This window comes from Ruegeria sp. HKCCD8929 (genome assembly GCF_013031405.1).
Taxonomy (GTDB): Bacteria; Pseudomonadota; Alphaproteobacteria; order Rhodobacterales; family Rhodobacteraceae; genus Ruegeria.
Genome location: NZ_WPZY01000041.1, coordinates 1 through 25,943 on the forward strand (window position 1 = coordinate 1; position 25,943 = coordinate 25,943).

A 25,943-nucleotide genomic window follows, 5' to 3' on the forward strand; every position below is an offset into this window, starting at 1 on the left:
AACTGTTTTGTCCCGGATGCCTTGTGCGTCCAGTTCGGTGCCGTCGGAAAACGCGATCACTTCCATGTCCCGGTTGCCGTCCCGGAAATGATCGATGATCGTGATGGTCTCACCGTTGCCCAGCGTCATCACCAAGTCCTGACCGGAGTTCTGTGAGAACGTCACATCGGCGGCGGCAACATCGGTGAACGTGAAGTGATCGATGTAGTGGCTGCGGTTGGAGTAGTCGTAAATCGTATAAGACCCATCTCCCAGCGCGTGCTGATAGTTTTCCTCATAGCGGGATCCAGTAACAGCTCCCGTCGCTTTCATGTCGGCAACTGTTTTGTCCCGGATGCCTTGTGCGTCCAGTTCGGTGCCGTCGGAAAACGCGATCACTTCCATGTCCCGGTTGCCGTCCCGGAAATGATCGATGATCGTGATGGTCTCACCGTTGCCCAGCGTCATCACCAGGTCCTGACCCGAGTTCTGTGAAAACGTCACCTCTGAGGCGGTTGCGTCATTGAACGTGAAGTGGTCGATGTAATGGCTGCGATTTGAGTAGTCGTAGATCGTATAAGATCCATCACCTTGTGTATGTTGGTAATTTTCCCTGTACTGGGATCCAACCACCTCGCCGGTAGGTTTCATATCCGCAACCAGCTTGTCCCGGATGCCTTGGGTATCCAGCACAGTCCCATCAGCAAACGAGATCTCCTCCATATCCCGGTACCCATCACGGAAATGATCGATGATGGTGATCGTTTCGCCGTTGCTCAACGTCATCACCAGATCCTGGCCCGAATTCTGCGAAAAAGTAACATCGGCTGCGGAAACATCGGTGAACGTGAAGTGATCAATGTGATAGTCACGATCGGAATAATCATAGATCGTATACGAGCCGTCGCCCAACGTATGCAGGTAGTTTTCCTGGTATTTGGACCCAACAACCGCTCCGGTGGCCTTCATGTCTGCAACAGACTTGTCCCGAATTCCCTGGGCATCCAGCACAATGCCGTCAGCAAACTGAGTCTCCTCCATATCCCGGTAACCGTCGCGGAAATGATCGGTGATGGTGACGGTTTCACCATCACCCAGCGTCATCACCAGATCCTGACCGCCATTCTGCGAGAACGTGACGTCTGAGGTCGTCGCATCAGTAAAGACAAACAGGTCATCAACGTCGGTGTGCCCGGAATAGTCGCTGATCACATCGCTGCCGTCCCCGGTGCGATAGACATAGGTATCCGAATCCTCGCTACCCTGAAGCGTGTCATCGCCTGCGCCGCCCAGGAACACGGTGTCTCCGCCGGTGCTTTGCAACGTGTCGTCCCCGGCACGGCCCACCAGAATGTCATCGCCGTCTGAGGTGAGAGTATCTGCGCCCGCGCTGCCATCGATAATAGACACATCGAAGATCGTCTCAATGGTCTGAACACTGATATCCGGAAACCGGTCTGCAATGATACCTGCAAGTCCTGGAATCTCGGAACTGAACAAGCTCAGCAGCCGAAGGGCATCGGTATCGGAGCCGTACCCATCGGCCCGGTACATCTCGATCAGTTCAACGGCAAACGCATCCCCGTTCCCGGCAATCTTGTCGGTGAAGAAGTTGACCGACAGGTTCAGGTAGGGCGCCAGGGCCCCAATGTCGCCATCAGGGCCAGCTTCAAAGGCTTCAAGATGCGCGGACTGCACCAGGAACCGGGCCGCCATATTGTCCCGGATACCGTCATAGGCTTCCTTGACCGCGGGAAGTTCATCGTCATCGGGTGTGGCAATCAGGATGTTCTTCGGGGCAATGAAGTTCTCTGCCTGCCGGTACAGCTGGCCCATCGCCGATTGCAGGAAGGCAAAGGCCGTGGCATCCATGTCCGGAGCGTCCCCCTGCCCCAAATCTCCCGTGGCGCCGTTAAACTTCGCCGTTGCCGTGCGGTCGGGATTACTGCTTACCCCAATGCTCGGCCCGGACAGATCCAAGGTCGTATACCTGAAGTTCCACCAATCGGGGTCATTCTTCAGATATAAGGGGGAGTTCCAATCGCGCGCTTCAAGCCAATCGGAAACCTCATTGTCTTCATAAGCAAATTGATCACCTCCTAATCCCGCGTTGACAACAAAGACAATGCCGTCAACCGTAGGTGCAGGACCCTGGTATCCGTATGTCCCGGAGACACTTTCACCAACGGCAGGTGTTGAATCGAGCACTGCCTGTAGGTCGATTTCGATCAAGGTCGGCACATCATAGGCAAAGACCATGTGCAGGTTGGGCACGTCCTGCCGCCAAACCACATCGCTGACCCCCGCCCAACTCGCCAGAAATGCGTCAAGGGACTGGATGATTTGATCCACGTTGCCCGCCTTGGCCGTAGCGATCATCGCCTCTGCCTCGGTTGCGAGACTCGGATCTTCCGTCATGCTGACCCAGAGATCCGGCAGATCACCCACACCTTTCAACCAGGGCAAATCATAGACCTGCTGGCCGTATTCGAATCCTTCAGGCAGGATCTTCTGGGAATCGATTTGCGACAGGTTGAAATCCACATCAACACTGGTCCGCACCGTACCGTCTACGAAGGTCACTTCGGCGGTCTCGGTGATCAGGTTCCCCTCAACCAACTGATTGGTCTGCGTTGTGCTTAGGCTAATCGAAGCAATGCCCGCATCCGTGATAGACGTCAGTTCGCCGGCCTGAGACTGTCCGTCCCCATTGGCGTCCTGCCACAGAAGCAGTTGAGAGAATGCCGCATCGTTTTGATCGATGACGCCGTCCCCGTTGCTGTCATACTCAGCGAGCTCTTCGTAGCCGCTTCTGAATTCGTTGCCGAAGAGTTCCTTGATGTCATTGATCTTACCATCACCATTCAGATCAATCGCAAGCAGCGCATCATCGGGACTCACCCAGCCGGTCCGCTCGGCAAACCCGTCATTGTCCAGATCAAACCGGGCCTGGGTTGCCCCCAGCTCCGTCAGCTCAATTCCGTCCCCATCCATGTCGATGATCAAAGGATCCGCAAACGGCCATTGCCAGAAACTGAGGCCTTCGACCAGTTCAACCCAAGCCGCATCAATATCAGGGAGCTCAATCGACGACAGATCGTCGATGAGTTTTCCGGCGAGTTGCGCCAAATTGGAAATGCCGTCAATTACTCCCCAGCCTACCCAGGACGCGGCTACCAACGTGCCGAACACTGGGCTGATTGCGGTAGCAATCGCAACCGTACCCGTGATCATTGCCGCGCTGACCACCAGGGCAAGACCGAATTGCGCGATATTCCCGTGGAAGTCGCTCCAATCCCCTGTGTTAAGCCCTTTCTTGATCGAATCGTAAGACAGGTTGAGGAACTCTGCGACGTCACCGACAACACCGCCACCAATACCAACAAGCACGTTGCTGAACGATTTTGTCATGTGCGCCATGACGTTATCACCCAAGCTCGTCAGATTTTCCGGCAGGGCATGCGCATGTTGCGAGAGCGTATTCGAAAGATTGGAAATCGCCGTCAGGCCGCGATTGAAGTCCGGCAAAGAGATCGCCCCGGATTCATCCGCTGCGAACGTTCCACCGTGGGAAACGACCTGCGCATAGGCGTTGGAAAATTGTGAGCCGATCGAATTTGTATCTCCGATCCCGGTATTTTTCCCAATCTCGTGATTCATTGCATACACAATCGAGCGAATGGTTCCGGAGTATGACTGTGAGCCGTCATCAACGGACCCGCGAATACTGTCGAGTTGGCTCTGGAAGTGATCAACCCGGTCTGGCTCAAGGTTACCGTTCGCCGTTGCTACTGCCAGCAAACTGTCCGCTGTTTTCAGCGCGGCCTGCGTATTGTAGCTCGTGTTGGTATCCAGCTGTGTCAGGTTGAAATTAGACTTGTAGTCACTCAAGGCCGCTTGATTGTTTGGGTCTGCCTTGTGTTCGCTCCAGGCGTTCTCAAGGAGCGCGGCGTTTTCGGCAGTGGCTTTTCCCCCCACAGTCAAGGTCGTGCCGTCATGCGACACCGTCCCCTCGGAGACATTTTTCAGGAACCGGTGCAGATCATAAAACGCGTCAATCTTGTCGCTCGCTGATACATTTGGATCCGGATTTGTCAGAATATCCTTAAGCGCCTCAATCGCGAAGCTGTTGTAGGCGGGGTGGCTGCCATTGTGATGCGATCCGCCGAACCCGGCCTGAACAAACGGATTGGTATCACCTCCATTTATGATTCCGGAGCGCACCAGAGCAGCTGTTTGTGGATCGGAAAACAGCGCAATCGTATTGCTTTGCGCGTCCCGAAAAAACGTGGGCGGATCGTTCGGGAAGAGCTTTTTCAGTTCAGCTTGGATCGTCAGATCCTTAAACAGCTCAACCGGGAAGATATGATGGATTTCAAAGCGAAATGGCGATGCCATGTGTCACCTGCCCTGTAAGATGTAATGTTTGAAGAATTTGGGAAGCTCAGACTACGACGCACTTGCGCAGCTTGAACGGTCGTGAGACTTTTGCTGCTCTCAAAGCCTGTGCCAATGCGTCACTCAGAAAGAAGGCATCCCGCATCTGAGGATCGATCCAAAGATCCGGGCCGGACAGCGAGGAACTGCGGACAGAAATGTCGTTGTCCTGCATGGCCAATGGGGGTTGCCAGATGTCGTAGTTCTCATATGGCTTCTTGATACGTGATGACTGATCGGTCAGAACTGCAGTCTTTTGGGCGCCAAAATTCACGCAATAGTACTCGCCTTCGACCGGTGTGCTCCGGTCATGCTGGAACAGTCTGACGGGGTAGAGGCTGCCTTGTCCTAAATCGAACCGGCATAGCACCTCGGCACAGGCTGCCGATACTGTCCAGAAACCACCGGCAGAAAAAAGATCAGGTTGCTTTTTTTCGCGCTTGTCCTTGTATTCGGCGTACATCTCTTTTGGGAAACGTTCTGCAGGCAACGGTTCGCCCATTGCGTTCCGCTTCATCGCATCGACCGTCCGACTTTCATCTGTGAACCATAAGTCGGGGTGAAATCCTCTCAAACTTGATGCGCTCTTCATCGCATCACTGATCCAGATCATTGGTTTTTTGGTCATGTAACTGCTCTCACTTTGTTGGTTTCGCTAACGAGCTATGAGAGTACCGAAATAAAATCTGACCGCGCTATCATTCCGGTTTACCCATCCTTAGTTGAACGCCCAGTTCTTGGATTCGCCTCACGTTCCCCTTTTAGATGCAGGGAACACCTGAAGGTTACAATCCTGCTTGCGGAACAAGTCGGACCGTTCTGACGATTGAATTCTGTAGACAAGCCCATCGTGAGGGTAGATAGACTTAAGCTTAAACGCTACACAGTGATGCCTTCATCGCCCAATGGTGGAAATCCTTACCTATTCACGGATCGGATTTCTTGACTGTACGTCCGCATTTTTGTTGCAATAAGCTCACGATTTGTCCACCTTGCCCCGGCGCAGTTTCTCACACGGTTACCAAGGTATAAATCTCTGATTGTTTTGATGTTTTGGGTAGTAGTCTTAAGTGAGATATGGACTCAGACTAGCCCCAGAAAATTCTTTGCATAAGTGCCACATCTGCCCATCCGACGGCACCAAGTATCCAGCCAATCACCTATAGCCACGGTTTGGCATCATCCACAATTCGACGAATCTCATGGACGCCAGACGTGAGAGATTTCAGGTTTTCGGCGGGATTTTTACCGAGTGGACTAGCGTGGGCGACCTGGATTGAAAGCCCTGGATGCGATCACGCGGAGCGCCGCTTGGAACGTGCATTTTTCACTACAGGCTCGGTCTACATAACCAACACGGCACTACCTTCTGCACACCCAGGCGAACAGCGATGCTGCGGCTCTGCTTCTTCAATGTGTGGACAGCGCCAACCGGTGGACGGGAAGCACAGATTCCGGTAGTTCTTTTCCTGAAGCAGAGGATTTTGGAGAGGTCCGGGATATTCCGATCCCACATATGGGCGAGTTTTTCATGGATCAACTGGGCTTTGTGGCCCGCCATATCGAAACTGGCCTGGCAGCACTGCTGCGTGGGGTGTGGAAAAAATTTGAGGCCAAACGGGCCGAAACGGGCGCTCCGGGCCAGAACCCCTCCGGTTCGGGTCGCGGAAAGCCCGCTATCGGAGAGCGGCGCAGCGGCGCTGTGGGAGGCTCAACGGTCGTTTCGCGACCGGTGCTGCGTCTGATCGTAGCTGCTCTGTGCGGCGCGCTCCTGGCCCCTCCGGACCTGTCGGCCGGGGAGTGGAAACCGCTCTCGGGTTTCGATGCGGATGAGGCTCGGCAGATGCGGGCCAAGCTGTCGAGCCGGTCGGCACCAGCTGATGGTCCGCGTGCGGATCGCAGGGATGGCTGGCGCTCGATGGGAGAGACCGGGCTGTCCTCGGACTGGGTGAAGCTCGATGAGTTCGAGCGCGGCACGCCGGGCAAGCGTCCGCCTCGTCTCGCGAGCTTCCGGCTTCCGGCGGGCTCCCGGGTCGAGCAACTCTTTGCCCTGATCTCTTTCGCGGAATCTCCGAAGGCCGGGTACAACGCCATACACAACAGTGCCCGTCAGGGGACGGGCAAGCTGCCCACTCAGATGACCCTTGGCGAGATCAAGTCATGGATCAGCGCAACACCGGGTCAGCATCACGCCATTGGCCGTTTGCCGCAGAGAGTGGCGGCAGCGATGAAGATTTTCCAACGCGGGCCACAGTCGAGCCAAGCCGAAACCTCACACCCTGGCCCGCATCAGAAAATCTTCATCACATCTTCATCACTGCCGTCATCTGACGATTTTGCTCAGGGTTTTCCGACACTGACGCGGCCCCGGGCGGAACGTGGCAGGAGGGGTGGCTTGCGCCACCCCTCCTTTTGGTTCAGTTCCCGTTGCGGCCGGTGGGGACGATTGCGACCTTGTCTGCGATGATCGAGACGGAGTAGACGGTTTCCCCGTTTTTCTCGAAGCTGGTGTTTTGGACTTCGGCCTCGATGTAGACCAGATCGCCTTTGTTCAGGTTGTCCCGGAGCCAGTTGAAGCCGGGGTTGCTGTCGAAGACGGTGATGGTGTTCCATTTCGTGCGTTCGCGGCGTTCGCCGGTGTCGCGGTCTTTCCAGCTTTCCGATTTTGCGACGTTGAACTTCATGACGTTGCCGGTGACGGTGGGGGCTTTGCCAACGTGGCCCTGGATCCGAACTTCTGCGTAAGTGTACATGTTGTAGGTCCTTCATCTGTCTTGTTTCGATGTACGGCAGCCCGCTTAATCGGCGGGTTCGATCAAGCTGAAATGCGGAGGGTCCGCCGTAGGTGGAAACCGTATTTCTGCTTGAAGGCGCAAAAGGGAATGTGTGATCCGCGTTCGCGCGGATCTCTTTCTGCGCCGTTCGGACACGTCGATTGAGATAAGCGGGCCAATCGAAACAAGTCAGCGGAAGGACCGGATGTCTGCACCAGAGCTTGTTCTGTTCCGGGACCGGCAAAGCCCCTGCCGTCCGGGGGTATCGCAACGCCTGGTCAACGCGGTAAGGAAAGCTGGAGAGAGAGCTGGCGCGACGTCTGTCTGCACGAAATGGAACGCCGGCGCCGTCGGGCACCAAGGTCTGATCGGGATTGCGCCCTCCTGAACAAAGGCGATCTGGGCTGTGCGAGACCTTCGATCCATGCGCAGAAAACGGGGAAACCGGCGACCTCACGCACGCGACCGCAGATCCGTGTACGCCGTCCCCACCGGATGTTTCGGGAACATGCTTGAGGGCTGAGATGGTGCAAGCCGCCCTGTCTGCTGGTGAAGGGTTGGGGCCGCTGCGACGCCAATGGGTCGGGGATTACAGATCTGTATGGCGCAGGACAGGCCAGTGTAAGATTGGCCTTGTAGACGCGGCGGCGTGTGCCGGGAGCATCAAAATAATAAGCCCCGCCACGCTGGTAAGGGGTATCCACTGGCTCCCCCTCGGTGGATGCCGGGGACGCAGGCCGTGTTATGGATCGGCGTCCCCGGTAACCTGAAAGGGAGCCTTCGGTTCCGGGCCGGAAGTGGGATCGTCAGTGGCTTCGGGAAAAAGGACCGCCGTGGAGAAGCTCGGAAAAAGGCGTCTTCATCCACAGCGGCGCGAGTGAGTGACCAGTTCTTGGGTTCAGAGGTCATCTCAGCGCATGGCAGGGATTCGCGCCGTGGTCGATGAGCATGCTTGTTACCTGCCATTTTCCGGCACAAAACCGCGCATGGCAAAGGATCCCACGACCGGGCTTGCGGATACTTACGGCGACGAGATGTCCTGAAGGAAATCGGTTCCCGCCACCGGCTCGCTGGGTTCACATGCGGCGAGGGTGGTGAGGATCATGCTCAACAGTACCAGTCTCATTACGTTCATTCCCTGATGCTGGTTCCCGCCATGGTAGAGCGTACCGGGCAGTATGTACAGGTGACGCGAAAACGGCTGGTTTGCGGGTGTGTATGGCGCGGGACAGGATCCTGCAAAGGGCGGCCTCTACCGATGGTGGTACGTGCTGCTCTCGACAGGCCGATATGCGGCACGGCTGAAGGGGCACTGGCTCGCCCTTTGCGTCAGGCCGGGGACGTGCCCATTCTGGCGTCCCCGGCTCCTGTTTCATGCCCCCTACGGGAATCCCCCAATATACGCGAGTGGCGGACGCGCCTAGGCTTGTTGGCGGGGATGAAGATTCGAGGGGGAAGCGAATTCGATGGGAGAAGAGGCATCATACAGGCCGCCAAGCGTATATGAGCCCGAGCATGTCCGGCCGCCCTGGGAGGGGGCCGGTATCAGATTGCGTTCCGTTGTGCGAGCACTCATCCGGAGAGTGTTCAGACGGTAACGCACCAGTCATTGGCGTTTGACCCCCTCAACAGGCCAATGACGCCCCTCGGGGCTGGCGGTATTTTTGACGCCAGCCCCTACCCCTCTCACAAAGCGATCAGGTGTTGCTGTTCACGGTGTTGGCAAAAGCGGGTGAACAGCCCCAGAATGAGCGCAGCGAAATTCAGGGGCTGCTTATGGACACCTGCCCAAATTGCGGAGAAGAGATCCTCTTTGGCGAGCTGAACGGCGGGGTCTGTTCGGATTGTGCTCATATGGAGCTCAAGGCCGAAGCCGAAGAACGGATTGCGCAACTGGCGACGGTTACCGTGCTGGAGGATCATGATGAGCTTGACCCGCGAGCGATTGAAACGCTGGGGATGGTTTCTGCAAGGTGTGATCTTGCGGATTATCTGTTGGACCAGACGGGTGTATTGATCCTTGATCATGCTTCAGGCACCAATGTTGACTGGGTCCTGACCAGAGCTTTGGTCACTGATACACTGATCGACGCATTGCGTGGAGAAGCCTATGACAAGGGTGCGAATGCCCTGATTGACGTGAGGATCGATGCGCGGAGCAAGATCATGGATGGGGCTCTGAAGGCGTTTCAGGTGGCGACCGCAGAAGCGATCAGGATCGATGACGTCTGAACGGCGGGAGGTTCTTTGCCCCGGCGAGCACCCCGGCCTTGACGCCCCGACCGCGCGATTTTGATCAAGAAAAGCCCCGCACAAGGCGGGGCTGAAGGTTCGAGGGTAATTCATGAGTGTGAGGCTTAGAAGAACATCTTCACGATGGCTGCCGTTGCGCCCATCAGTCCAGCTGCGGCGAGGAAGGGCGCGAGGAACGTGTTCATCTTGATCTGGCCGACTTCAGAGGTCGTTTTCGTCGTGAGTGCATACAGGTTGGCAATTTCCGCGTCGATCTTGCGGAGCTTCAGATCCCATTCCTTTTGTTGCGCGTCGGTCATGCTGGTGTCACTCATGGGTGTGTTCCTTTCGAATATAGTGCGGTTGGGGTCGTATTACCAGATTTCGAGGGCTTGACCCGCCCCTGTGTCAGGGCGGGCCATGGTTTGTTGCTGTCAGGTTTTCGGCTTTTCGATCCGCATGGCCTTGATGCCTTTGGCCTCGGCCTTGTCGGCAAGGTTGAGGGCAATTCCGGTCGATCCGAAGATCACGACACCGCCAAGGGGTTTGGGCGTGTCCAGCATCTGGTCGATGGCCTTGAAGCCAGCGGCCTTGCCGAAGGCGCGCCAGTTGGGCTGAAACGTCACCTGCGGCACGTTGCGGCTGCGCGCCCATGCGGCGGCGATGGCGTCGACTCCTTTCCTGTCGGCCTTGTGATAGAGGATCAGGTCCGATGCATAGCTGTCGCGGAACCGCACCCGGATCTTGTCCAGCGTATCCCAGATATAGGTGTGATCGGACCAGTCCCGGTCCCCGGCAAGGGCAAGGGGCGTGCCCTCGATTTCGAACTGCGCGGCCTGTTGGCGCTCGTGGGTTTCCAACCACTGGCGGGCTTCGAACACGGCACCGCTCAGATGCGACATGCGGGAGCGGCGGCCCCCTGCCGCAGGCAGGAAGGCCGCGCCCGTCTGTAGCTCGTAACATTGGGCTGCGGTCTCGGCCATGAGGTCGAGCGCGTCCCGCAGATCGCGTGCGCGATCTGCCTTGGCTTGGGTGTCCTCTATCTGCATGGTGACAATCTCTGACCCGTCCTCGGCGCGGATGAGACCGCGCAGGGTATCGGAATGTGCGGTAAGCGCTTTATCTGCTGCATTCCTGCGGCGGAAGATGAGCGAGGCCAGCCCGTGTGCGATGGGTTCGATTTCCCGATGCAGGCCGGTGTTGACCATGCCGGAGAACAGAGCCTCGAATGTCTCCCGCATGATCGCATCGCGCAATTCATCGTCACTGGGGATCGGCAGATCGTCGGCTGTCTCGGTGAGGCCAAACAGTTCGATGGTGTCATATGCGGTGGAAGTCTTGTCATTCATGGGTGCTTTCTCCCTGTCCTGTCCGCCCGCCCTATTGCGGGGGTGTGCTGACGGGCAGGCTGAGGGCAGACAGCGGGACAAGGATGCCAAAGGCGACTTTGCATGCAAAAACAGTGAGCCTTCACATTCGCGTTCGGAGCCGCTTCAGCGGCGGAGAGGCAGCGAATGGGGAGCCCATGTTTGCAAAGCCGCCGAAGGCACCGGCTTTCCGGGCGCAAAAGTTTTGCAGCCCACCGCACACGCAAAGGCAAAGCAACACACACGGCAGGCTGATGCGGAGGTCGGTTCCGCCTTGCCCGCAGGGTCTTCGGGGTCAAGGGCCGCGCCTGGCGCGGTACCATATACCCTTGATGCCGAAGAGCGGGACTGTCCGGAGCTGGCAGCCGGGCCACCAGATCACCCTCACCCCCCTGCCTCTGCAAAAGTTTTGTGATCCTTGGCGCGATGGCGGACCTCTGCCAGAACGGCAGCACACCCCCGCAATGGAACGAGTGAGCGTAACAGCCGCAGTTGTTCGATCGGGATCGATTGGATGATCTGGGCTATCGCACGCGCCCGGTTCTCGGCCCCCTGCGCTGCGCCGTCGGCGCAGGGGTGAACAGCCGAGCCAATTTCCCGCTTCAGGCAGCAAACTGGATCCCCGAAAATGGTCGCACTCCTGGCAAATCTCGTGCTCTGGCCGCGGTGCGGCCGCCCGCGCGGCTCGGGCGCATTGCATCGAAGCCAAATGAGCGTTTTCGGAGTGGTCGTGTCAGCGTCTGCACAGCAGGCGCGGGCGACCGCGCAGAAAACCCAATTCATGCAATGCGACAAGCGCCAGTCCAGTGGCTTGCGGTCCGCCGGGACCGGAAGCCACAGGACACCTTTTGAGGTCTGAAGGTCAGCTCCGAGCCCTCACTGGACGGTCACAGCTTTTTCACGCTATGGACAGACAGAATTAATTTACCGGGGTTTGTATCAGAGATGCCTTTGGCTCTTTACACATTTGGGCAGTTCATTGAACCGGCAGACGATCCGTCAAACGATGGTTTTCGTGCGCTTAATGACCCGGTCTTTGCGATTGCCGACAAGGCCCCTGGTCTGATCGCACGGTCTGGCTATGCATCGGATGAAGGTCCAAGCCCATGGGGCAAGGAAGTGTACCCCAGATTCTACGAAGATCGCGGTGACGGCTGGTCTCCCGCTACGTTATCTCTTTGGCATGACATAGAATCGTTGTTTGCATTCACCTACTTTGGATTGCATGCTGAGGCATTGAAACGCGGTCGGGAATGGTTCAGAAGCCCAAACTGGCCGCCTCTCGTGTTATGGTGGCACAGCCAACGTGGGAACCCCACATGGTCCGAAGGCGTGGAGCGGATCGAATATCTTCAAGATCACGGGCCGTCTCCCTACGCTTTTACATTCAGGGCGCCTTTTGACGAAGCGGGAAGTTCCTTGAAGATCGATCGTGTTCGCGTTCGAGAGCTGAAATCACGCAATGCATCCGAGGTCACATAAAGGTCGGGAATGTCCCGCTCTGTCGTTGTTGCCGCCGGATGATCCGCCATAAAACCCGACCAAATCCGTCGGATGACTGGTGTGAGCCCATCCTGTGAATTCGATTTTTTCGCTGCGCGCGCTCGCAGCACAGATTTTGCCGCGCAGGCATCATCTTGAACACGGCAGTGCGGCGTGAAGACCGCCCATTCTTGCCGGGCGCAGCGAAACTTCGTCAAGCAATGAGCTAGACGCGGACTTAGCTGCCGTCGCAAAGTCTAATGTGAATGCCTGCAATGACTGCAGACATTCTGATGTTGAACACGATAGCATTCTCTCAATAGTCAGCTATGCAGTCCAGAGGTCGTCACCCTACGAACCCTGCCAGTCTGGCAATGGATCATATCCCAACTGCAGCAAGGCGTGCGGCACATCGACAAAGACCCAGTTTTCAACGAGCAGCTCATTTTCCCGCCGCCAAAAGTCGCAGACGCGCATAAAGACCCTCTCATTTGTAGGGCCTTGCCCCAAGAATGGCTTAACGTTGACACCGGTTAGGGCTGGCCAGCCGCCCGAGCACATATAATTGCCCTCAGCAAATCGCGTGAAATGCTCGGTCATCCCGTTGTTTTTCGTTGCACCGGACCATCCTTCAAACTGCGATTCAAAGGGAACCTGGAAGGATGAAAATTTCTCAATACCGACAAAGCTTCCAAATGCGCCCGGGCCATACCACATCATGTTGTCGTGCCAGAAAGGGCGCCAGGCCTCATCCTCGGTCGCCAGTTCCCAAAGCATATCCATCACGATCTGATATGTGCGCTGCCCTTCGGCGGGATCGGGCGCCTTTGTGAAGACACCGTCACGGGTCGCTGGCCCCTGTATCAACCCGGTATACCCGCGCGTCAGGCCTGGACCCATTGCCAGAGGCCATTGATTGCAGGCGATCATCAGTTCGGGAATATCCAGATGGATATAGCTTTCGACAGCCTTCCCATTTTCGATCCGATGAAACTCGCCATAGCGCAAGTAGCACAGGGTGTCCGTGGACTTCAGTCCGATCCAGTCGCGCGCAAAATGCCCGACATAGTAACCGGTTGAACTGACCCAGTCGTTTCCTTCGTACTGTCCGGCCATGAAGATGTCGTCACGCCGGTAAAGCCCTTCAAATGACTGTTGGAGAGAGGCGAGAAGCTTGGCAATGTAGGCATCTGCCCCAGCCAGCTCATTGAACGGGTGAACAACGTTGATGTTTGCGTCCGCGGCAAAGAATTCCGATGCTGCGGCAGAAAAATCGCCAGGATGGCGTAGCGCATCTGCATAGCGCAGATACAGAGAACGGGCATGTGAAGACATGATACTTCCTTTTAGAATGCGTAAATTTTGAGGTTGGGTTGGTCAGCCGTTGACCGGACCCGCCCGCATTCTGGCAAAAGGAATTCGACCTGGACGCCGCCTTAAGCGTACGAAAAGAAAACGCCTGGTTGCGCTTTCTGCAGTTGATCGGATGGACTGTTGGCTCTTTTGCCCCATGTGGCCACGATAACGCAGAATCCAAAAATGAAAAGCGGAAACGGGCAGTACATAGCAGGCTGGTTCTATGAAATCTTTAACTGCAACAGCGCGAGTGCGACATGAAGTTCACAAAATGACCAAAGCAGACCTTCGAGCATGGCACAGCATCTTCCGCTTCGGGCTCTGAGCCGCCCAATGCCAAGGCAGCATGCCCTGGGTTTCGGGCCGAACACGACCTGCCGTTCGCCAGACTAGCCATGGCTTTGAGTTTCCTATGTCTTCAGCGATCCACAGAAAATTGTGCCTCGGCAGCGGACGTTCGTGCCAGATGCGGCGAAACGGGGCTGCGAGCCCATCCTGTGAATTCGATTTTTTCGCTGCGCGCGCTCGCAGCACAGATTTTGCCGCGCAGGCATCATCTTGAACACGGCAGTGCGGCGTGAAGACCGCCCATTCTTGCCGGGCGCAGCGAAACTTCGTCAAGCAATGAGCTAGACGCGGACATTGCGGGCGTAGGAAGTTTTGGAATGAATGTCCGGTTGCGGAAATCTCCTGACTAGTGTTCGGGTTTTCCAGACACCACCAGCCGTACAGCCAACCCAATAAAGAATACACCGGCAATACCGTCCATCCATTTCCCAAAACTTGTGCGAGCGAGCCAACCGGAGGCCTTTCCAGCAACAAGGCCAATGCAAATGAGGAACGTAATGCCTATGATGTTGTGAATGCAACCTAGAAGGAAAATCTGAAGCCCGACGTTGCCAAGTTCGACGCTGATGAATTGCGGCAAGAGCGCCAGGTAGAAAACAACCACTTTCGGATTTAGAATGTTGGTAATCAATCCACGCCGAAAAACATTCCACGCGGATATCTCTACAACTGCTTGATTTGGATCAAGATTGTTTGAGTAGTTCCACCATGATCTAAGCGCTCGAACGCCGAGATAGGCAAGGTATGCGGCGCCAGCGTATCGCAGAATTTCAAAGGCAGTTGGTGATGCAGCAATAATTGCCGAAATTCCTAGTGCAGCCGCGAGCGCATGAAGAACGGACCCTGCTCCGATGCCCAAGGCAGAAGCGATGGCACCTTTGACCCGATGCTGCATTCCGTTGGCGACCACGAAGAGCACATCTGGGCCGGGGGCCACTGCAAGGGCGGTCGCGAGGAGCACATAGGCAGCAGTTAGTGTGGGATCGAGTATCAAAGAACTGCCTCTCTAATTATGGCGTTTCCAGTTAGTCGACTTTCGCCGCGAAGCAGAAACTTTGCAAGATGGGCTCTGAGCCGCCCAATGCCAAGGCAGCATGCCCTGGGTTTCGGGCCGAACACGACCTGCCGTTCGCCAGACTAGCCATGGCTTTGAGTTTCCTATGTCTTCAGCGATCCACAGAAAATTGTGCCTCGGCAGCGGACGTTCGTGCCAGATGCGGCGAAACGGGGCTGCGAGCCCAAACCTAAATTTGGTGCACGCATATCGAACGACCGCTGGTTGTCATGGCAAGCCAAGAACTTCACGGTGCCCGGAACTTGCAAAGTGGTTTTCAATTGGCTGAATCGCATTCCCTTAAGCGAACCACGAGTGGATCAGTTTGACGTTCGGTTTTTCAGCGCCAATTTACCATGGCTCGAGAGCGGCAACTCACCAATTCCAATCGCGACCATATTCATAGACAATCTCTATCAACTAATCCAAAGGCGCAATTTCTCATCGCCAAATCCAATAGATAAGCTTGCCGAGATACCATCAAAAACAGGCTGCAGTTTATGTATGATCTCCTTGGCGGTGCAAGAATTCTCGACCTGACTTCGGTAGTATTGGGTCCTTACGCCACGCAGTTTTTGGGAGATTTCGGCGCTGACGTGGTTAAGGTCGAACCAGTTTCGGGCGACATTTTTCGCTACGTGCGTCCGGGGAAATCCGAGACTATGGGTGCTGGCTTCCTGAACTTAAACCGGAACAAGAAGTCTGTCGTGCTCGACTTGAAGTCCGTGGACGGAAGACAAAAATTTGATGAGTTGCTGGGTGGTGCCGACGCTGTCGTGCACAACATGCGAACCTCAGCGGCGAAACGCCTTGGAATTGACTATGAATCTCTCAAACAGCTAAACTCTTCGCTCGTCTATTGCAGCGCGCCGGGATATGGCGAGACCGGGCGAGGCAACGATCTGCCAGCCTATGACGATATCATTCAGGCTGCCTCCGGGATCGCGCATCTGAACGCCAACGCCGATGGCGAACCCCGCTTCATGCCCACAATAATCTGCGACAAGGTTGGCGGGTTGCATTTGGCTATCGCTGTCCTTGCCGGTTTGGTGCGCCGGGCAAATACTGGCAAAGGCTGCTTTATCGAGGCTCCAATGTTCGAAAGCGTCGTGTCATTTCTGATGGCGGAGCAACTCGCGGGGCACACGTTTCAGCCACCAATAGGTGGTCTGGGATATGACCGGTTGTTGTCGCCGCATCGCAAGCCATTTCAGACCAAGGACGGACACATTGGCGTCCTGCCTTACAATACTCAACACTGGTCTCGCTTTCTGCGATTTGTCGGTAGAGATGATCTTGCCGAAGCCGAGTGGGTTCAGGACTCGACGATGCGGAGTGAACGGGTGGGAGAGCTTTATGAAGTAATTTCCGAAAAGATGCCGGAGCAAACCACCGATGAGTGGTTGCAGTGTTTCAAAAAATTGGACATCCCATGCTCAACGGTAAACAAATTGTCCGATCTTCTTAACAACGGACATTTGCAGGACGTTGGGTTTTTCAAAAACTTTGAACATCCCACAGAGGGAAACCTTCGGTCTGCCAGGTCGCCATTCCGCGTACTAGCAGCAGATGAAAAGCCGGATCGATCTGCTCCATCACTGGGATCGGAAAACGGCGTTGTAAGTTGGAGCGCGAGGTAGTGGCAGGTGAGTATGTCAGGATGGTCGAGGTCGGGCCACGCGATGGGTTGCAGAACCAAAGACAAGTCATTTCCACGGAAAGTAAGATTCGACTCGTCGATCTCCTCTCGAAAGTGGGATTTGGGACTATTGAAGTATCAAGTTTTGTAAGCGCAAGATGGGTGCCACAGCTTGCCGACGCCGCGGCTGTATTTGCGGGAATAACGAGACGAGATGGTGTCGTCTATTCTGCCCTGACGCCCAATCTGAAGGGCTTTGAGACAGCGTTGGCGGCGAAGGCAGGTGAGGTTGCAATCTTTACATCGGCGTCCGAGGCATTCTGCCAAAAGAATATAAACTGTACAATCGACGAGAGCTTTGAGCGCTTTGCGCCGATCGTTGAAGGCGCCAAAAAACACGACATCCCCGTCAGAGGTTACCTGTCATGTGTGATTAGGTGCCCATACAGCGGTGACGTCACACCTGACGCTGCGGCTCGGGTGGCGGACCGCCTCTACCAAATTGGATGCAGGGAGATCTCATTGGGGGACACAATCGGTGCCGGAGAACCTTGCAGTATCACCAAGATGACCATGGCTGTTTGCGACTATGTGCCCGCGGCCGCCGTAGCAGGCCATTTTCATGACACCAACGCCAGGGCACTGGACAACATAGAGGCGTGTTTGCCGCTAGGGATACGTGCGTTCGATACAGCCATCGCGGGACTTGGCGGTTGTCCATATGCGCCAGGCGCCAAGGGAAACGTGTCGACGCTGGACACGGAGAAAATGCTTGCGGGTCTTGGCTTCGACTGCGGTTTGGATACAGCGAGGCTTGAAGACGCGGACCGTTTTGCGCGTTCGTTGGTCACGCAGTCGGCACGATCTTAGCTGAGTTCACGCGAGCCACACGATCAACTCCAGGATGGAGCTTGAAGCTCGCCGCCGCTATGTTGGCCAAATGGATAGAGTCAAACAAATCGAAGCATTTTTGGCTGTGGCGCAAACGCGAAATTTCACGCGAGCCGCCGACAAAATGGGAATGTCGCAACCTGCTTTGAGCTCACTCGTGTCCAAATTTGAGCAGGAGCTGGGAATTCGACTGTTTGACCGCACGACCAGGACTGTAGAACTCACTCAGGCCGCCGATGATTTTTTGCCGGACGCAGAGCGCATTCTATTGGATATTGAGTCGTCGATCGAGTCGCTAAGGGACTCCGCAGCTCTATTGAAAGGACATCTTCGAATAGCCGCGCTGCCCTCATTGTTCAGCTCGTTTCTCCCGGCACTTTTGCAAGATTTCCGCGGCGAGTTTCCAGGACTGAATGTTTCCCTGCGGGAAGCTCAGGCCGGCGAGTTGGTCGAGTTGGTGGCCGAGAACAAATGCGACATCGGCTTCGGCATTGCACCGGACGATGTCCCCAACATCCGCTTTCGGCCGTTGTTTGAGGATCACTTTGTGCTGGTTGTGGGGGCCGGTTCTCCTTTTGCGGGGCGATCGACTGTGCCCTGGGCCGAGTTGGCAGATCATTCGATCATCGCCATGCAGCTCAAGACAAGTGTAAGAGAGGCGATCGAGCGCGCCGCCATTGCCAACTCATTACACCTAAAGATCGCCTTTGAAGTTCAGTATATGGCGTCGGCCGTTGGCCTGGCGCGCGCAGGACACGGAGCAACCATTCTGCCATCGACCGCAATCAAAGATATTGGCCTGGAAGGGATTTCCATCGCGGAACTGACCGAACCAACACTAACTCGGAAAATCGGCTTCGTCCAAAATGCCGAACGCTTGCTTGCACCCGCAGCTAACAGGTTGGTCCAGTATCTTGATAGCCACAGAGTCAAGTATTTATAGAATCTGCCTATCAACAAATATCATATTAAAATTTTTCATTTGCATGACTGATTATTACGCTGCTCCTCAAGGGGAGAGAGACAGCCGCAAGCGAACTTTGACACGCGTTCTTGAGCGAAGTCAGGACAAGATGCGGCCCGCGCTTCTCAAGGAAATTGCTGGGTGCGTCGTTGAGGCATGCAATACTAGGCCGCGAGAGGTTTTGGTTCATGCGCCCAACTTCAGGTTCAGCATGTCTCAAAATGGAGGAGAAACAATGAGGATACCATCGAATTCGAAAGGGGCATACTTGCGTGAGGCTTGCGCGACGGCTCTCGTCATCGGGATGAGCGCCACGTTCGCCGCAGCGGCGGAGCGTGGCGGAACGCTGACGGTCGCAATTCCGCAAATGGGCGCTTCGCCTGACCCAGTTGTGACTACATTTGGCACGAACTGGATGACAGCAGCAGTTGCCTGCGAGGGCCTGTTTGCCATCGATGAATCCTGGTCTCCGCAGCCGATGCTTGCTGAAAGATTTTCTTACAATGACGACGGCACCCGGCTGACTGTCACGTTGCGTGACGGCATCACTTTTCACTCCGGCGCCCCGCTAGCAGCCAGCGATGTGGTCGCGTCCCTTGAACGCTTCAAGAGCTCTGCCGGAATTGGCGCATCCTTTGCTGGCGTGGTTGAGTCAATCAGCGCACCGGATGACAAGACAGTTGTATTTGACCTCGCAGCCGCAAGTCCGATTGTGCCTGGCATTCTGACAGTGACTCCAAGCGTAATTTTGTCCGAGGCCTCATTGAATGGGGCGAATGCAACAACGCCTGTCGAGGCGCTTGACTGCACCGGCCCCTATAAGGTCGCTGAATTCTCTCCGGACCAGGGCGTTACATTTGAGCGGTTTGACAGCTACGTCTCTCGTTCTGAACCCTCCTCCGCAGAGGCCGGTGCCAAACATGCCTGGGCAGATACGATTGAATTCAGGCTGCAGCCTGAGGCTTCGATCCGCCGTGACTCGCTGCTGACAGGCGAGGTCGACATTGCCATGGAGCTGCCGACCGATTTTTATGACGCCGTAGAGTTGAGCCCGGAAACGCAACCAGTGGTGATTGCGAACCAGCAGTCCCTAACTGTTGTATTCAACACTCAAAAAGGGCCGGCCGCCGACGAGAATTTGCGCCGCGCTATCTACTACGCGCTGGACAAAGACCCGATCATGTTGGCCTCAGTTGGAAATCCAGAATTCTACACACTGGATCCGAGTTGGGTTCCTGATCCGGCATCTATCTGGCACTCGACAGCAGGCGTTCCGGACAATCATCAGTCCCCAAATCTGGAACTCGCAAAAGAGTATCTGGCGAAATCCAATTACAATGGCGAGGAACTGCGCTGGTTGACGGCCACCGAGCAGCATCAAAAGCACTACTTGACGGCAATTACCGCGGTGCAGCAGCTTCGTGACTTCGGCTTGAATATCCAAATTCAGGAAATGCCGATCGCAACTTATATTCAGCAGCGTGCCGATGTGGATGCGATGGACATGTTCTCATCTTTCCTGCCGACCTATGTCGACCCGACCTCGATTGCATATCTTAATGCGTCATACCCGGGTTTCTGGACGGATCAGCAAAAGTTGGATCTGATGGATGAGCTGGCCCGAACCATCGACACCGATGAACGCGTGGCCATCTTCAATCGTCTTCATGAGCTGGCCTACGCGCAGTTCCCATTCATCAAATACGGAACTGAAGCAAAGCTCTACGCCGTCCGAGTAGGGGTAGAAGGTGCATCGGCGTCACCGGTTTCAAATATCGACTTCTACAATGTAGTCCCGCCGAGCAAGTAAAGAGATGCAGGACAGGACAAATCCTCCCAATCCTGGCCTCGATGGCGACGACAAGGAAATTGTCGTCGTCACCAAGCCAGTCTGGCAAAGGCTGCTTGCAAACCCGACGGCAGTTATTAGTGTCCTTTGCTTGATGGTTCTTGTGCTCGGATCGGTCTTTGCGAACGCCGTCGCGGGCAGTGACCCATTGCGCATCAATCCCTCCATTCGCTTCAAGCCCCCGTCATTCGAGTTTCCCTTCGGAACCGACAATCTCGGCAGAGATATGTTCAAGATCGTTTTGCATGGCGGCAAGACATCACTTCTCGTCGGGGCGGTTGTGACGATTATCTCGATGACAGTGGCGACGGTGCTTGGTCTTTTGGCTGGCTACTATCGCCGGGTCGACATGTTCCTGATGCGCTTTGTTGACGGTCTCATGTCATTCCCGGCTATCGTGCTGGCGACAGCAATGACTGGATATCTCGGGCCGTCCGTCGGCACTGTAGTCACATCGCTTTCCATCGTCCTGATTGCGCCGTCTCTGCGAGTGGTGCGCGGACAAGTTCTGGTCGTTCGCGAACTCCAGATGATTGAAGCTGCACGAGCTGTGGGTGTGCCCACCATGCGAATCTTTACGAAATACATCCTGCCGGCGGTCAGCTCTCCGATTCTGGTCCAGGCATCGTTCATTTTTTCTGCGGCGATCCTGAGTGAAGCGGCGTTGAGCTTCATTGGACTCGGCATAGGCTCCGAAGACATCAGTTGGGGCAACGCGCTGACCGAGTCGCGCAACTATGTATCGCGCGCACCTTGGATTGTCATGTTTCCCGGGCTTGCCCTCATGTTGGCAATCCTGGCGCTAAATCTTCTTGGGGATGCGCTGCGCGATGTCCTTGACCCCAAACTCGCGAGGAGAAGGTAATGCTCAGGTATATCGGAAAGAGATTTCTCCTAATCCTCCCTACTATTTTTGTTCCCCTAATCATGGTGTTCCTTCTTCTGCGTCTGTCTCCAGGCGATCCTGCGGGAATGATCCTCGGAGATCAGGCAACGGCGGAGCAAATTGCCGCGTTGCGGGCCGAACTCGGCCTCAACGAGCCTCTGGGCGTGCAGTTTGTCATTTGGCTCAAGAATATAGTGACATTGGACCTCGGAAATTCGCTGTTTTTCCGCGATCCGGTGGTTGAGATCATTCCTAGGTACGCAGGCGTTACAGTCGGTCTCGCTACGATCGCCTTGGTCCTTGCCATTCTGATTGCAGTGATCGCCGGTTCATTCAGCGCATTGAAACGCAATTCGATCGTTGACCGTTCAATCGTCACAACAACCGTGTTGGGAATTTCAGTACCCGAGTTTTGGTTCGCCCTGATCCTCGTCTTCGTATTCGCGGTGACACTGCGGTGGCTACCGGTCGCCGGATATACGCCACCATCTGCGGGCATAATTGCGTGGGGGACATCAATTGCGCTGCCCGCCTTGGCATTGGGTATCCGCCAGTCTGCCCTGATGACGAGGATGATGCGATCCTCCATGCTGGATGTTTTGGGCGAACCCTACATCACGACTGCGCGGGCACAGGGTTTGCCGGAGCATGTGGTGATCGGTCGATACGCGATGAAGACTGCCGCAATCCCGGTGGTTACCGTGGTCGGCTTGTCAGCAGGCTATATGCTGGGCGGGACGGTCGCGATAGAAATCATCTTTGCTCTTCCCGGACTTGGTCGCCTTTTGGTCGAAGCCGTTGCACGTCGTGATTTCCCAGTTGTCGAAGGGGGTGTGCTGGCCATTTCCCTGATCTTGGCCGCTCTAAACCTGATCATCGACATCATCTACGCAATTATCGACCCAAGGATACGGTACAAATGACCAGTTCAATCTCATCGAATATCCTTGTTGTCGAAGATCTGTCGTTGTCATTAAAATCGGGAAAGACCGTACTCCCGATCATCACCAATGTTTCTTTCTCGGTGTCGAAGGGCGAGTCTGTTGCACTTGTTGGCGAGTCGGGTTGCGGAAAGTCCATTACGGCCAGCGCCATTCTGGGATTGCCACCCGAAAATGCCGTGGTTACCGGATCCATCTGGTTAAACGGGATCGAAATTTCAAAGCTCGACAAACAAGGCCGCCGCAAACTCTGCGGACAGAAAATCGGCTTCATTTTCCAGGAACCAATGACAGCCCTGCATCCGACCCTCACGATCGGACGGCAACTGACCGACACACTGCGGCTGCATCTTGGGCTGAGCAAACGTGCAGCGATGGACCGCGCGGCTGAGTTGCTGGATCGGGTTGGTATTCCGAGGCCACGCGAAATCCTGAAAGGCTATGTGCATGAGCTGTCTGGCGGCATGCGACAGCGGGTCATGATTGCTCTGGCAATTTCCTGCGGGCCCGAGCTTGTTATCGCTGATGAGCCAACGACCGCTCTGGACGTTACAATCCAGGCTCAGGTGTTGGATCTGCTTGATGAAATGAGGGCAGAATTGGGACTTGCAATGGTCTTTATCACCCATGATCTCGAGGTGGTTGGTGATCACTGCGACCGTGCAGTGGTGATGTATGCGGGCGATGTGATTGAGTATGGCTCAAGTCAGGACGTGGTTTCATCACCGTCTCATCCCTATACCGTTGGATTGATCGATGCGACGCCGGCAAACAATGAAGATCGAGACAGGTTGGTGCCTATTCCTGGGACCGTCCCGCCGGTCGGGCATTGGCCATCCGGCTGCAGGTTTGCGCCAAGGTGCAGCCTGAGTGACGATCACTGCCGAAGTCGACCCGAGTTCATGAAGGCCAACGTGACGGATATTCGATGCTGGCATCCGGATGGGAGAGTGTCTCAATGAACGCACACACTAATGTTGAGGCTGCACCATTGCTTGCAGTGTCATCCCTTTCGAAGAGATTCGGTGATGTGAATGCGGTTCGAAATGTATCTTTCGAGATTGAAAGAGGCAAGACCTTTGGGCTGGTGGGTGAATCCGGGAGCGGCAAATCAACGGTCGCCAGATTGGTTCTAAGACTGCTGGAACCGACGACTGGGGCCGTTCACTTTGACGGTCAGGATATCGGGCTGTTGAACGCATCAAAGCTAAGATCAGAGCGCCAGCACATGCAGATGATCTTTCAGGATCCGTACGGATCCTTGAACCCGCGCATGACCGTTGAGGAAATTATTGCCGAGCCGATGCTCGTTCACAATCTGGGTACGGTCAAAGATCGCAAGGCGACGGCCGAGCGTTTGATTGGCGAAGTAGGTTTGCCCAAGTCTTCTCTTAGCCGATACCCGCACGAATTCTCAGGTGGTCAGCGACAACGCATTGCCGTAGCCCGCGCTCTTTCGACGAGACCAACATTTATCGTCGCGGACGAGCCAGTTTCAGCACTTGACGTGTCTGTCCAGGCGCAGGTCCTAAATCTCATGTGTGATTTGCGGGACCAATACCAAACGACCATGCTGTTCATTTCTCACGACCTGCGCGTTGTTCAGTTCATGTGCGATGTGATTGCGGTAATGTATCTGGGACAAATTGTGGAACAGGGGCCTAGGCAGCGCATTTACGAGGTGCCATCACACCCCTATACACGCGCCTTGCTTTCGTCGGCGCCCGGAACAGACAGGGACAAACGGACTGTTCTGGAGGGTGAAATCCCAAGTGCCCATAATGTGCCCAAAGGTTGCGCTTTTTGCACACGATGCCCAATTGCCGAAAACATCTGCCGAGAGAGAGCACCTCAAACCACGCAAGTCGAAGATGGACATTCTGTTGCCTGTCACTTTGCCTGATGCCGAAAAATGCAATGCAACAACATCGACCGGAGCAGTGTATTCCGGATTGCAACTGGAAGAATGTCAGGCCTTTCTGGGCATCCCGTACGCCGAACGTCCCGTTGGAAATAGGCGCTTCCTGCCACCGGTCGATTTTGACAGTGAGGACCACGTTGATGCGACAAGGCCAGGCCTTTCACCGCCACAGGAAAAACTTCCACAATCCAAGTGGCTTGCCAATCGAGGACAGTTTGAGGTCGGCGAAGACTGCCTGAATCTGAACATTTTTACTCCCGCCCCGGACCGCGGCGGAAGACCCGTTGTGGTCTATGTTTTTGGAGGTGGGTTCCAAACTGGCAGTGCGAATTCGGCCGAAATTCCCGACAAGGACGTTGCGGTTTCGGCTGATTGCGTGTTCGTCCGCGTGAATTTTCGCATCGGGGCTTTGGGCTTTCTCGATCTGTCAGGAAGGGTATCGACCGGAGAATCGGGCGCAAACCGAGGACTTTTGGATCTGGCGTCCGCACTCAGGTGGATCAATCGGAACATCCGGCACTTTGGTGGTGATCCAGACAACGTTTCGCTTGTGGGTATGTCGTCCGGGGCGTTCATGATTGCAGCACTGGCGGGTATGGAGGTCGCGAACCACCTGTTTCGACGTGTTTGGTTAATGAGCGGTAGTACGGGGCGCATCATCGAACCCGATGCCGCGGCTGAATTGACGGACCGGTTTCTGCACGAGCTCGAAATCGTCGATTACGCAATCCCGCGCCTCGAAACGCTTTCGGTACAGCAAATTCTTCGGGCTCAACGCGCCATCGTATCTGAAAATCTGGCCGTGAGAAATGCACCAGGTGGCAAAACATTCGGTGTGGTGAACGATGGCAAAGTCCTGAAGCACCTTCCACATCAATCCATCGCATCGGGTATTTGGCGCGACAAGGCCCTGGTCGCGGGATGGACCAAAGACGAGGCCCGATTTTGGTTTCTCGAGGGCCGCATGCCCGCACCACAGGTGGCCAATGACATTGTTGCAATGATTGGCTTGTTTCGCCCAACTGGTGCAGACGAAGTTTTTCAAGATCTGGTGCGGCAGTACCCTAAAGGCGATCTGCAGGAACTAGCCGAGCTTTTTTTGACCAATGAAATTTACAAGGCGCCCGCAACCAAGATGATAGCTGCTCAGAAGAACTGCGGCGGGCGTGGTCATGCTTATGAATTCTCCCTAGTGCCGCCTAACCCAAATGAGTACGCAGGTGCTGCCCATGGGTTTGACGAAGCATTCGTCTTTGGTCAGTTAAACGAGCGTTTCTCGCCGACCTATTGCACATCGGATTCGGCGAAAGAGCTGGCAGCTAGAATGTTTGGGGCTTTCCGGGCGTACATCCGTGGAGGTGAAGTGAAACTCCCATTTCAAACAAGGTGCGATTTCCAAAAACGCATGTCTTGAGACAACTTGGTTTCCGCGGCTCAAATAGATGCGGACCTTCGTCCAATGGCTGTTTTGTCCCGCGTCTGAGTTGTCGGATCAAGTTGCAGCGAAAGAACGGTATCGGTTCGGACGAAATCTACACCCGCGAATGACCGGATTGGCGACTGACGCCGCGCTGCAACAATACTCGCGCTGCGACCGCAAACTGATGCTGCGTTAGCGAAGCGCGAAAATCCAATGTCGGAAACGTCCGCGTCTGAGTTGTCGGATCAAGTTGCAGCGAAAGAACGGTATCGGTTCGGACGAAATCTACACCCGCGAATGACCGGATTGGCGACTGACGCCGCGCTGCAACAATACTCGCGCTGCGACCGCAAACTGATGCTGCGTTAGCGAAGCGCGAAAATCCAATGTCGGAAACGTCCGC

The 25,943-nt window shown here is 55.4% G+C and carries 20 protein-coding genes; 12 read left to right on the plus strand and 8 right to left on the minus strand.

The genetic code is table 11. The features are described 5' to 3' along the window. Together GOX53_RS25650 and GOX53_RS25655 are read right to left on the minus strand one after the other, a co-directional pair. Positions 1 to 4,377: calcium-binding protein (locus tag GOX53_RS25650; protein ID WP_305851961.1), on the minus strand; the 4,377-nt coding region annotated here is incomplete at its 3' end. A gap of 46 nt (positions 4,378 to 4,423) precedes the next feature. Continuing rightward, positions 4,424 to 5,044 (minus strand): imm11 family protein, encoded by a 621-nt coding sequence (locus GOX53_RS25655; protein WP_171181452.1) that lies wholly within the window; start codon positions 5,042 to 5,044, stop codon positions 4,424 to 4,426. 903 nt (positions 5,045 to 5,947) lie between these two features. Here GOX53_RS25655 and GOX53_RS25660 point away from each other — a divergent pair. Then, positions 5,948 to 6,883, plus strand: coding sequence for a hypothetical protein (locus tag GOX53_RS25660; protein WP_171181453.1), 936 nt, complete (start codon positions 5,948 to 5,950; stop codon positions 6,881 to 6,883). On the opposite strand, the gene ssb is transcribed toward GOX53_RS25660, so the two are convergent. After that, positions 6,834 to 7,169: a single-stranded DNA-binding protein gene (gene ssb / locus GOX53_RS25665; protein ID WP_171181454.1), complete on the minus strand. Its 336-nt coding sequence runs from the start codon at positions 7,167 to 7,169 to the stop codon at positions 6,834 to 6,836. The genes GOX53_RS25660 and ssb overlap by 50 nt on opposite strands. A gap of 1,722 nt (positions 7,170 to 8,891) precedes the next feature. On the opposite strand from ssb, the gene GOX53_RS25670 reads away from it, so the two are divergent. After that, on the plus strand, positions 8,892 to 9,422 hold the full coding sequence (locus tag GOX53_RS25670) for a hypothetical protein (RefSeq protein WP_217351938.1): 531 nt from the start codon (positions 8,892 to 8,894) through the stop codon (positions 9,420 to 9,422). A 125-nt stretch (positions 9,423 to 9,547) separates the two neighbouring features. On the opposite strand, the gene GOX53_RS25675 is transcribed toward GOX53_RS25670, so the two are convergent. After that, entirely contained in the window at positions 9,548 to 9,757 is a 210-nt protein-coding gene (locus GOX53_RS25675) for a hypothetical protein (RefSeq protein WP_254446791.1), read from the minus strand. A gap of 99 nt (positions 9,758 to 9,856) precedes the next feature. Continuing rightward, on the minus strand, positions 9,857 to 10,771 hold the full coding sequence (locus GOX53_RS25680; protein WP_171181458.1) for a DUF2493 domain-containing protein: 915 nt from the start codon (positions 10,769 to 10,771) through the stop codon (positions 9,857 to 9,859). Positions 10,772 to 11,734: 963 nt separating this feature from the next. Between GOX53_RS25680 and GOX53_RS25685 the strand changes: the two genes are divergently transcribed. After that, a complete protein-coding gene (locus tag GOX53_RS25685; RefSeq protein WP_171181460.1) occupies positions 11,735 to 12,271 on the plus strand; it encodes a DUF3291 domain-containing protein in 537 nt (178 codons plus the stop codon). A 351-nt stretch (positions 12,272 to 12,622) separates the two neighbouring features. On the opposite strand, the gene GOX53_RS25690 is transcribed toward GOX53_RS25685, so the two are convergent. Continuing rightward, entirely contained in the window at positions 12,623 to 13,606 is a 984-nt protein-coding gene (locus tag GOX53_RS25690; protein ID WP_171181462.1) for a hypothetical protein, read from the minus strand. Positions 13,607 to 14,321: 715 nt separating this feature from the next. Next, the gene (locus tag GOX53_RS25695; RefSeq protein ID WP_171181464.1) at positions 14,322 to 14,969 is read right to left on the minus strand and encodes a LysE family translocator; all 648 of its coding nucleotides are present in this window, start codon (positions 14,967 to 14,969) and stop codon (positions 14,322 to 14,324) included. 560 nt (positions 14,970 to 15,529) lie between these two features. Between GOX53_RS25695 and GOX53_RS25700 the strand changes: the two genes are divergently transcribed. The 9 genes from GOX53_RS25700 to GOX53_RS25740 all read left to right on the plus strand — a co-directional run bounded on the left by GOX53_RS25700 (position 15,530) and on the right by GOX53_RS25740 (position 25,534). After that, positions 15,530 to 16,669, plus strand: coding sequence for a CaiB/BaiF CoA-transferase family protein (locus GOX53_RS25700; protein ID WP_171181466.1), 1,140 nt, complete (start codon positions 15,530 to 15,532; stop codon positions 16,667 to 16,669). A gap of 20 nt (positions 16,670 to 16,689) precedes the next feature. Further along, positions 16,690 to 17,538, plus strand: coding sequence for a hydroxymethylglutaryl-CoA lyase (locus GOX53_RS25705; RefSeq protein WP_171181468.1), 849 nt, complete (start codon positions 16,690 to 16,692; stop codon positions 17,536 to 17,538). A 34-nt stretch (positions 17,539 to 17,572) separates the two neighbouring features. After that, positions 17,573 to 18,502, plus strand: a complete 930-nt coding sequence (locus GOX53_RS25710) for a LysR family transcriptional regulator (protein WP_171181470.1) — start codon at positions 17,573 to 17,575, stop codon at positions 18,500 to 18,502. Positions 18,503 to 18,758: 256 nt separating this feature from the next. Further along, positions 18,759 to 20,333 (plus strand): ABC transporter substrate-binding protein, encoded by a 1,575-nt coding sequence (locus tag GOX53_RS25715; protein ID WP_171181472.1) that lies wholly within the window; start codon positions 18,759 to 18,761, stop codon positions 20,331 to 20,333. A gap of 4 nt (positions 20,334 to 20,337) precedes the next feature. Continuing rightward, on the plus strand, positions 20,338 to 21,237 hold the full coding sequence (locus GOX53_RS25720) for an ABC transporter permease (RefSeq protein ID WP_171181474.1): 900 nt from the start codon (positions 20,338 to 20,340) through the stop codon (positions 21,235 to 21,237). Then, on the plus strand, positions 21,237 to 22,181 hold the full coding sequence (locus GOX53_RS25725) for an ABC transporter permease (RefSeq protein ID WP_171181476.1): 945 nt from the start codon (positions 21,237 to 21,239) through the stop codon (positions 22,179 to 22,181). The genes GOX53_RS25720 and GOX53_RS25725 overlap by 1 nt, the downstream gene beginning before the upstream one ends. Next, positions 22,178 to 23,161 carry an ABC transporter ATP-binding protein gene (locus tag GOX53_RS25730; RefSeq protein ID WP_171181478.1) on the plus strand — a complete coding sequence of 328 codons (984 nt, stop codon included), beginning with the start codon at positions 22,178 to 22,180 and terminating at the stop codon, positions 23,159 to 23,161. The genes GOX53_RS25725 and GOX53_RS25730 overlap by 4 nt, the downstream gene beginning before the upstream one ends. Continuing rightward, positions 23,158 to 24,102: an ABC transporter ATP-binding protein gene (locus GOX53_RS25735; RefSeq protein WP_171181480.1), complete on the plus strand. Its 945-nt coding sequence runs from the start codon at positions 23,158 to 23,160 to the stop codon at positions 24,100 to 24,102. The genes GOX53_RS25730 and GOX53_RS25735 overlap by 4 nt, the downstream gene beginning before the upstream one ends. Next, entirely contained in the window at positions 24,071 to 25,534 is a 1,464-nt protein-coding gene (locus GOX53_RS25740; protein WP_171181482.1) for a carboxylesterase family protein, read from the plus strand. The genes GOX53_RS25735 and GOX53_RS25740 overlap by 32 nt, the downstream gene beginning before the upstream one ends. A 118-nt stretch (positions 25,535 to 25,652) precedes the next feature. Here the strand turns inward: GOX53_RS25740 and GOX53_RS29610 are convergent. Next, positions 25,653 to 25,943, minus strand: a 291-nt coding sequence (locus tag GOX53_RS29610; protein ID WP_217351939.1) for a hypothetical protein, incomplete at its 5' end; no start/stop codon positions are given.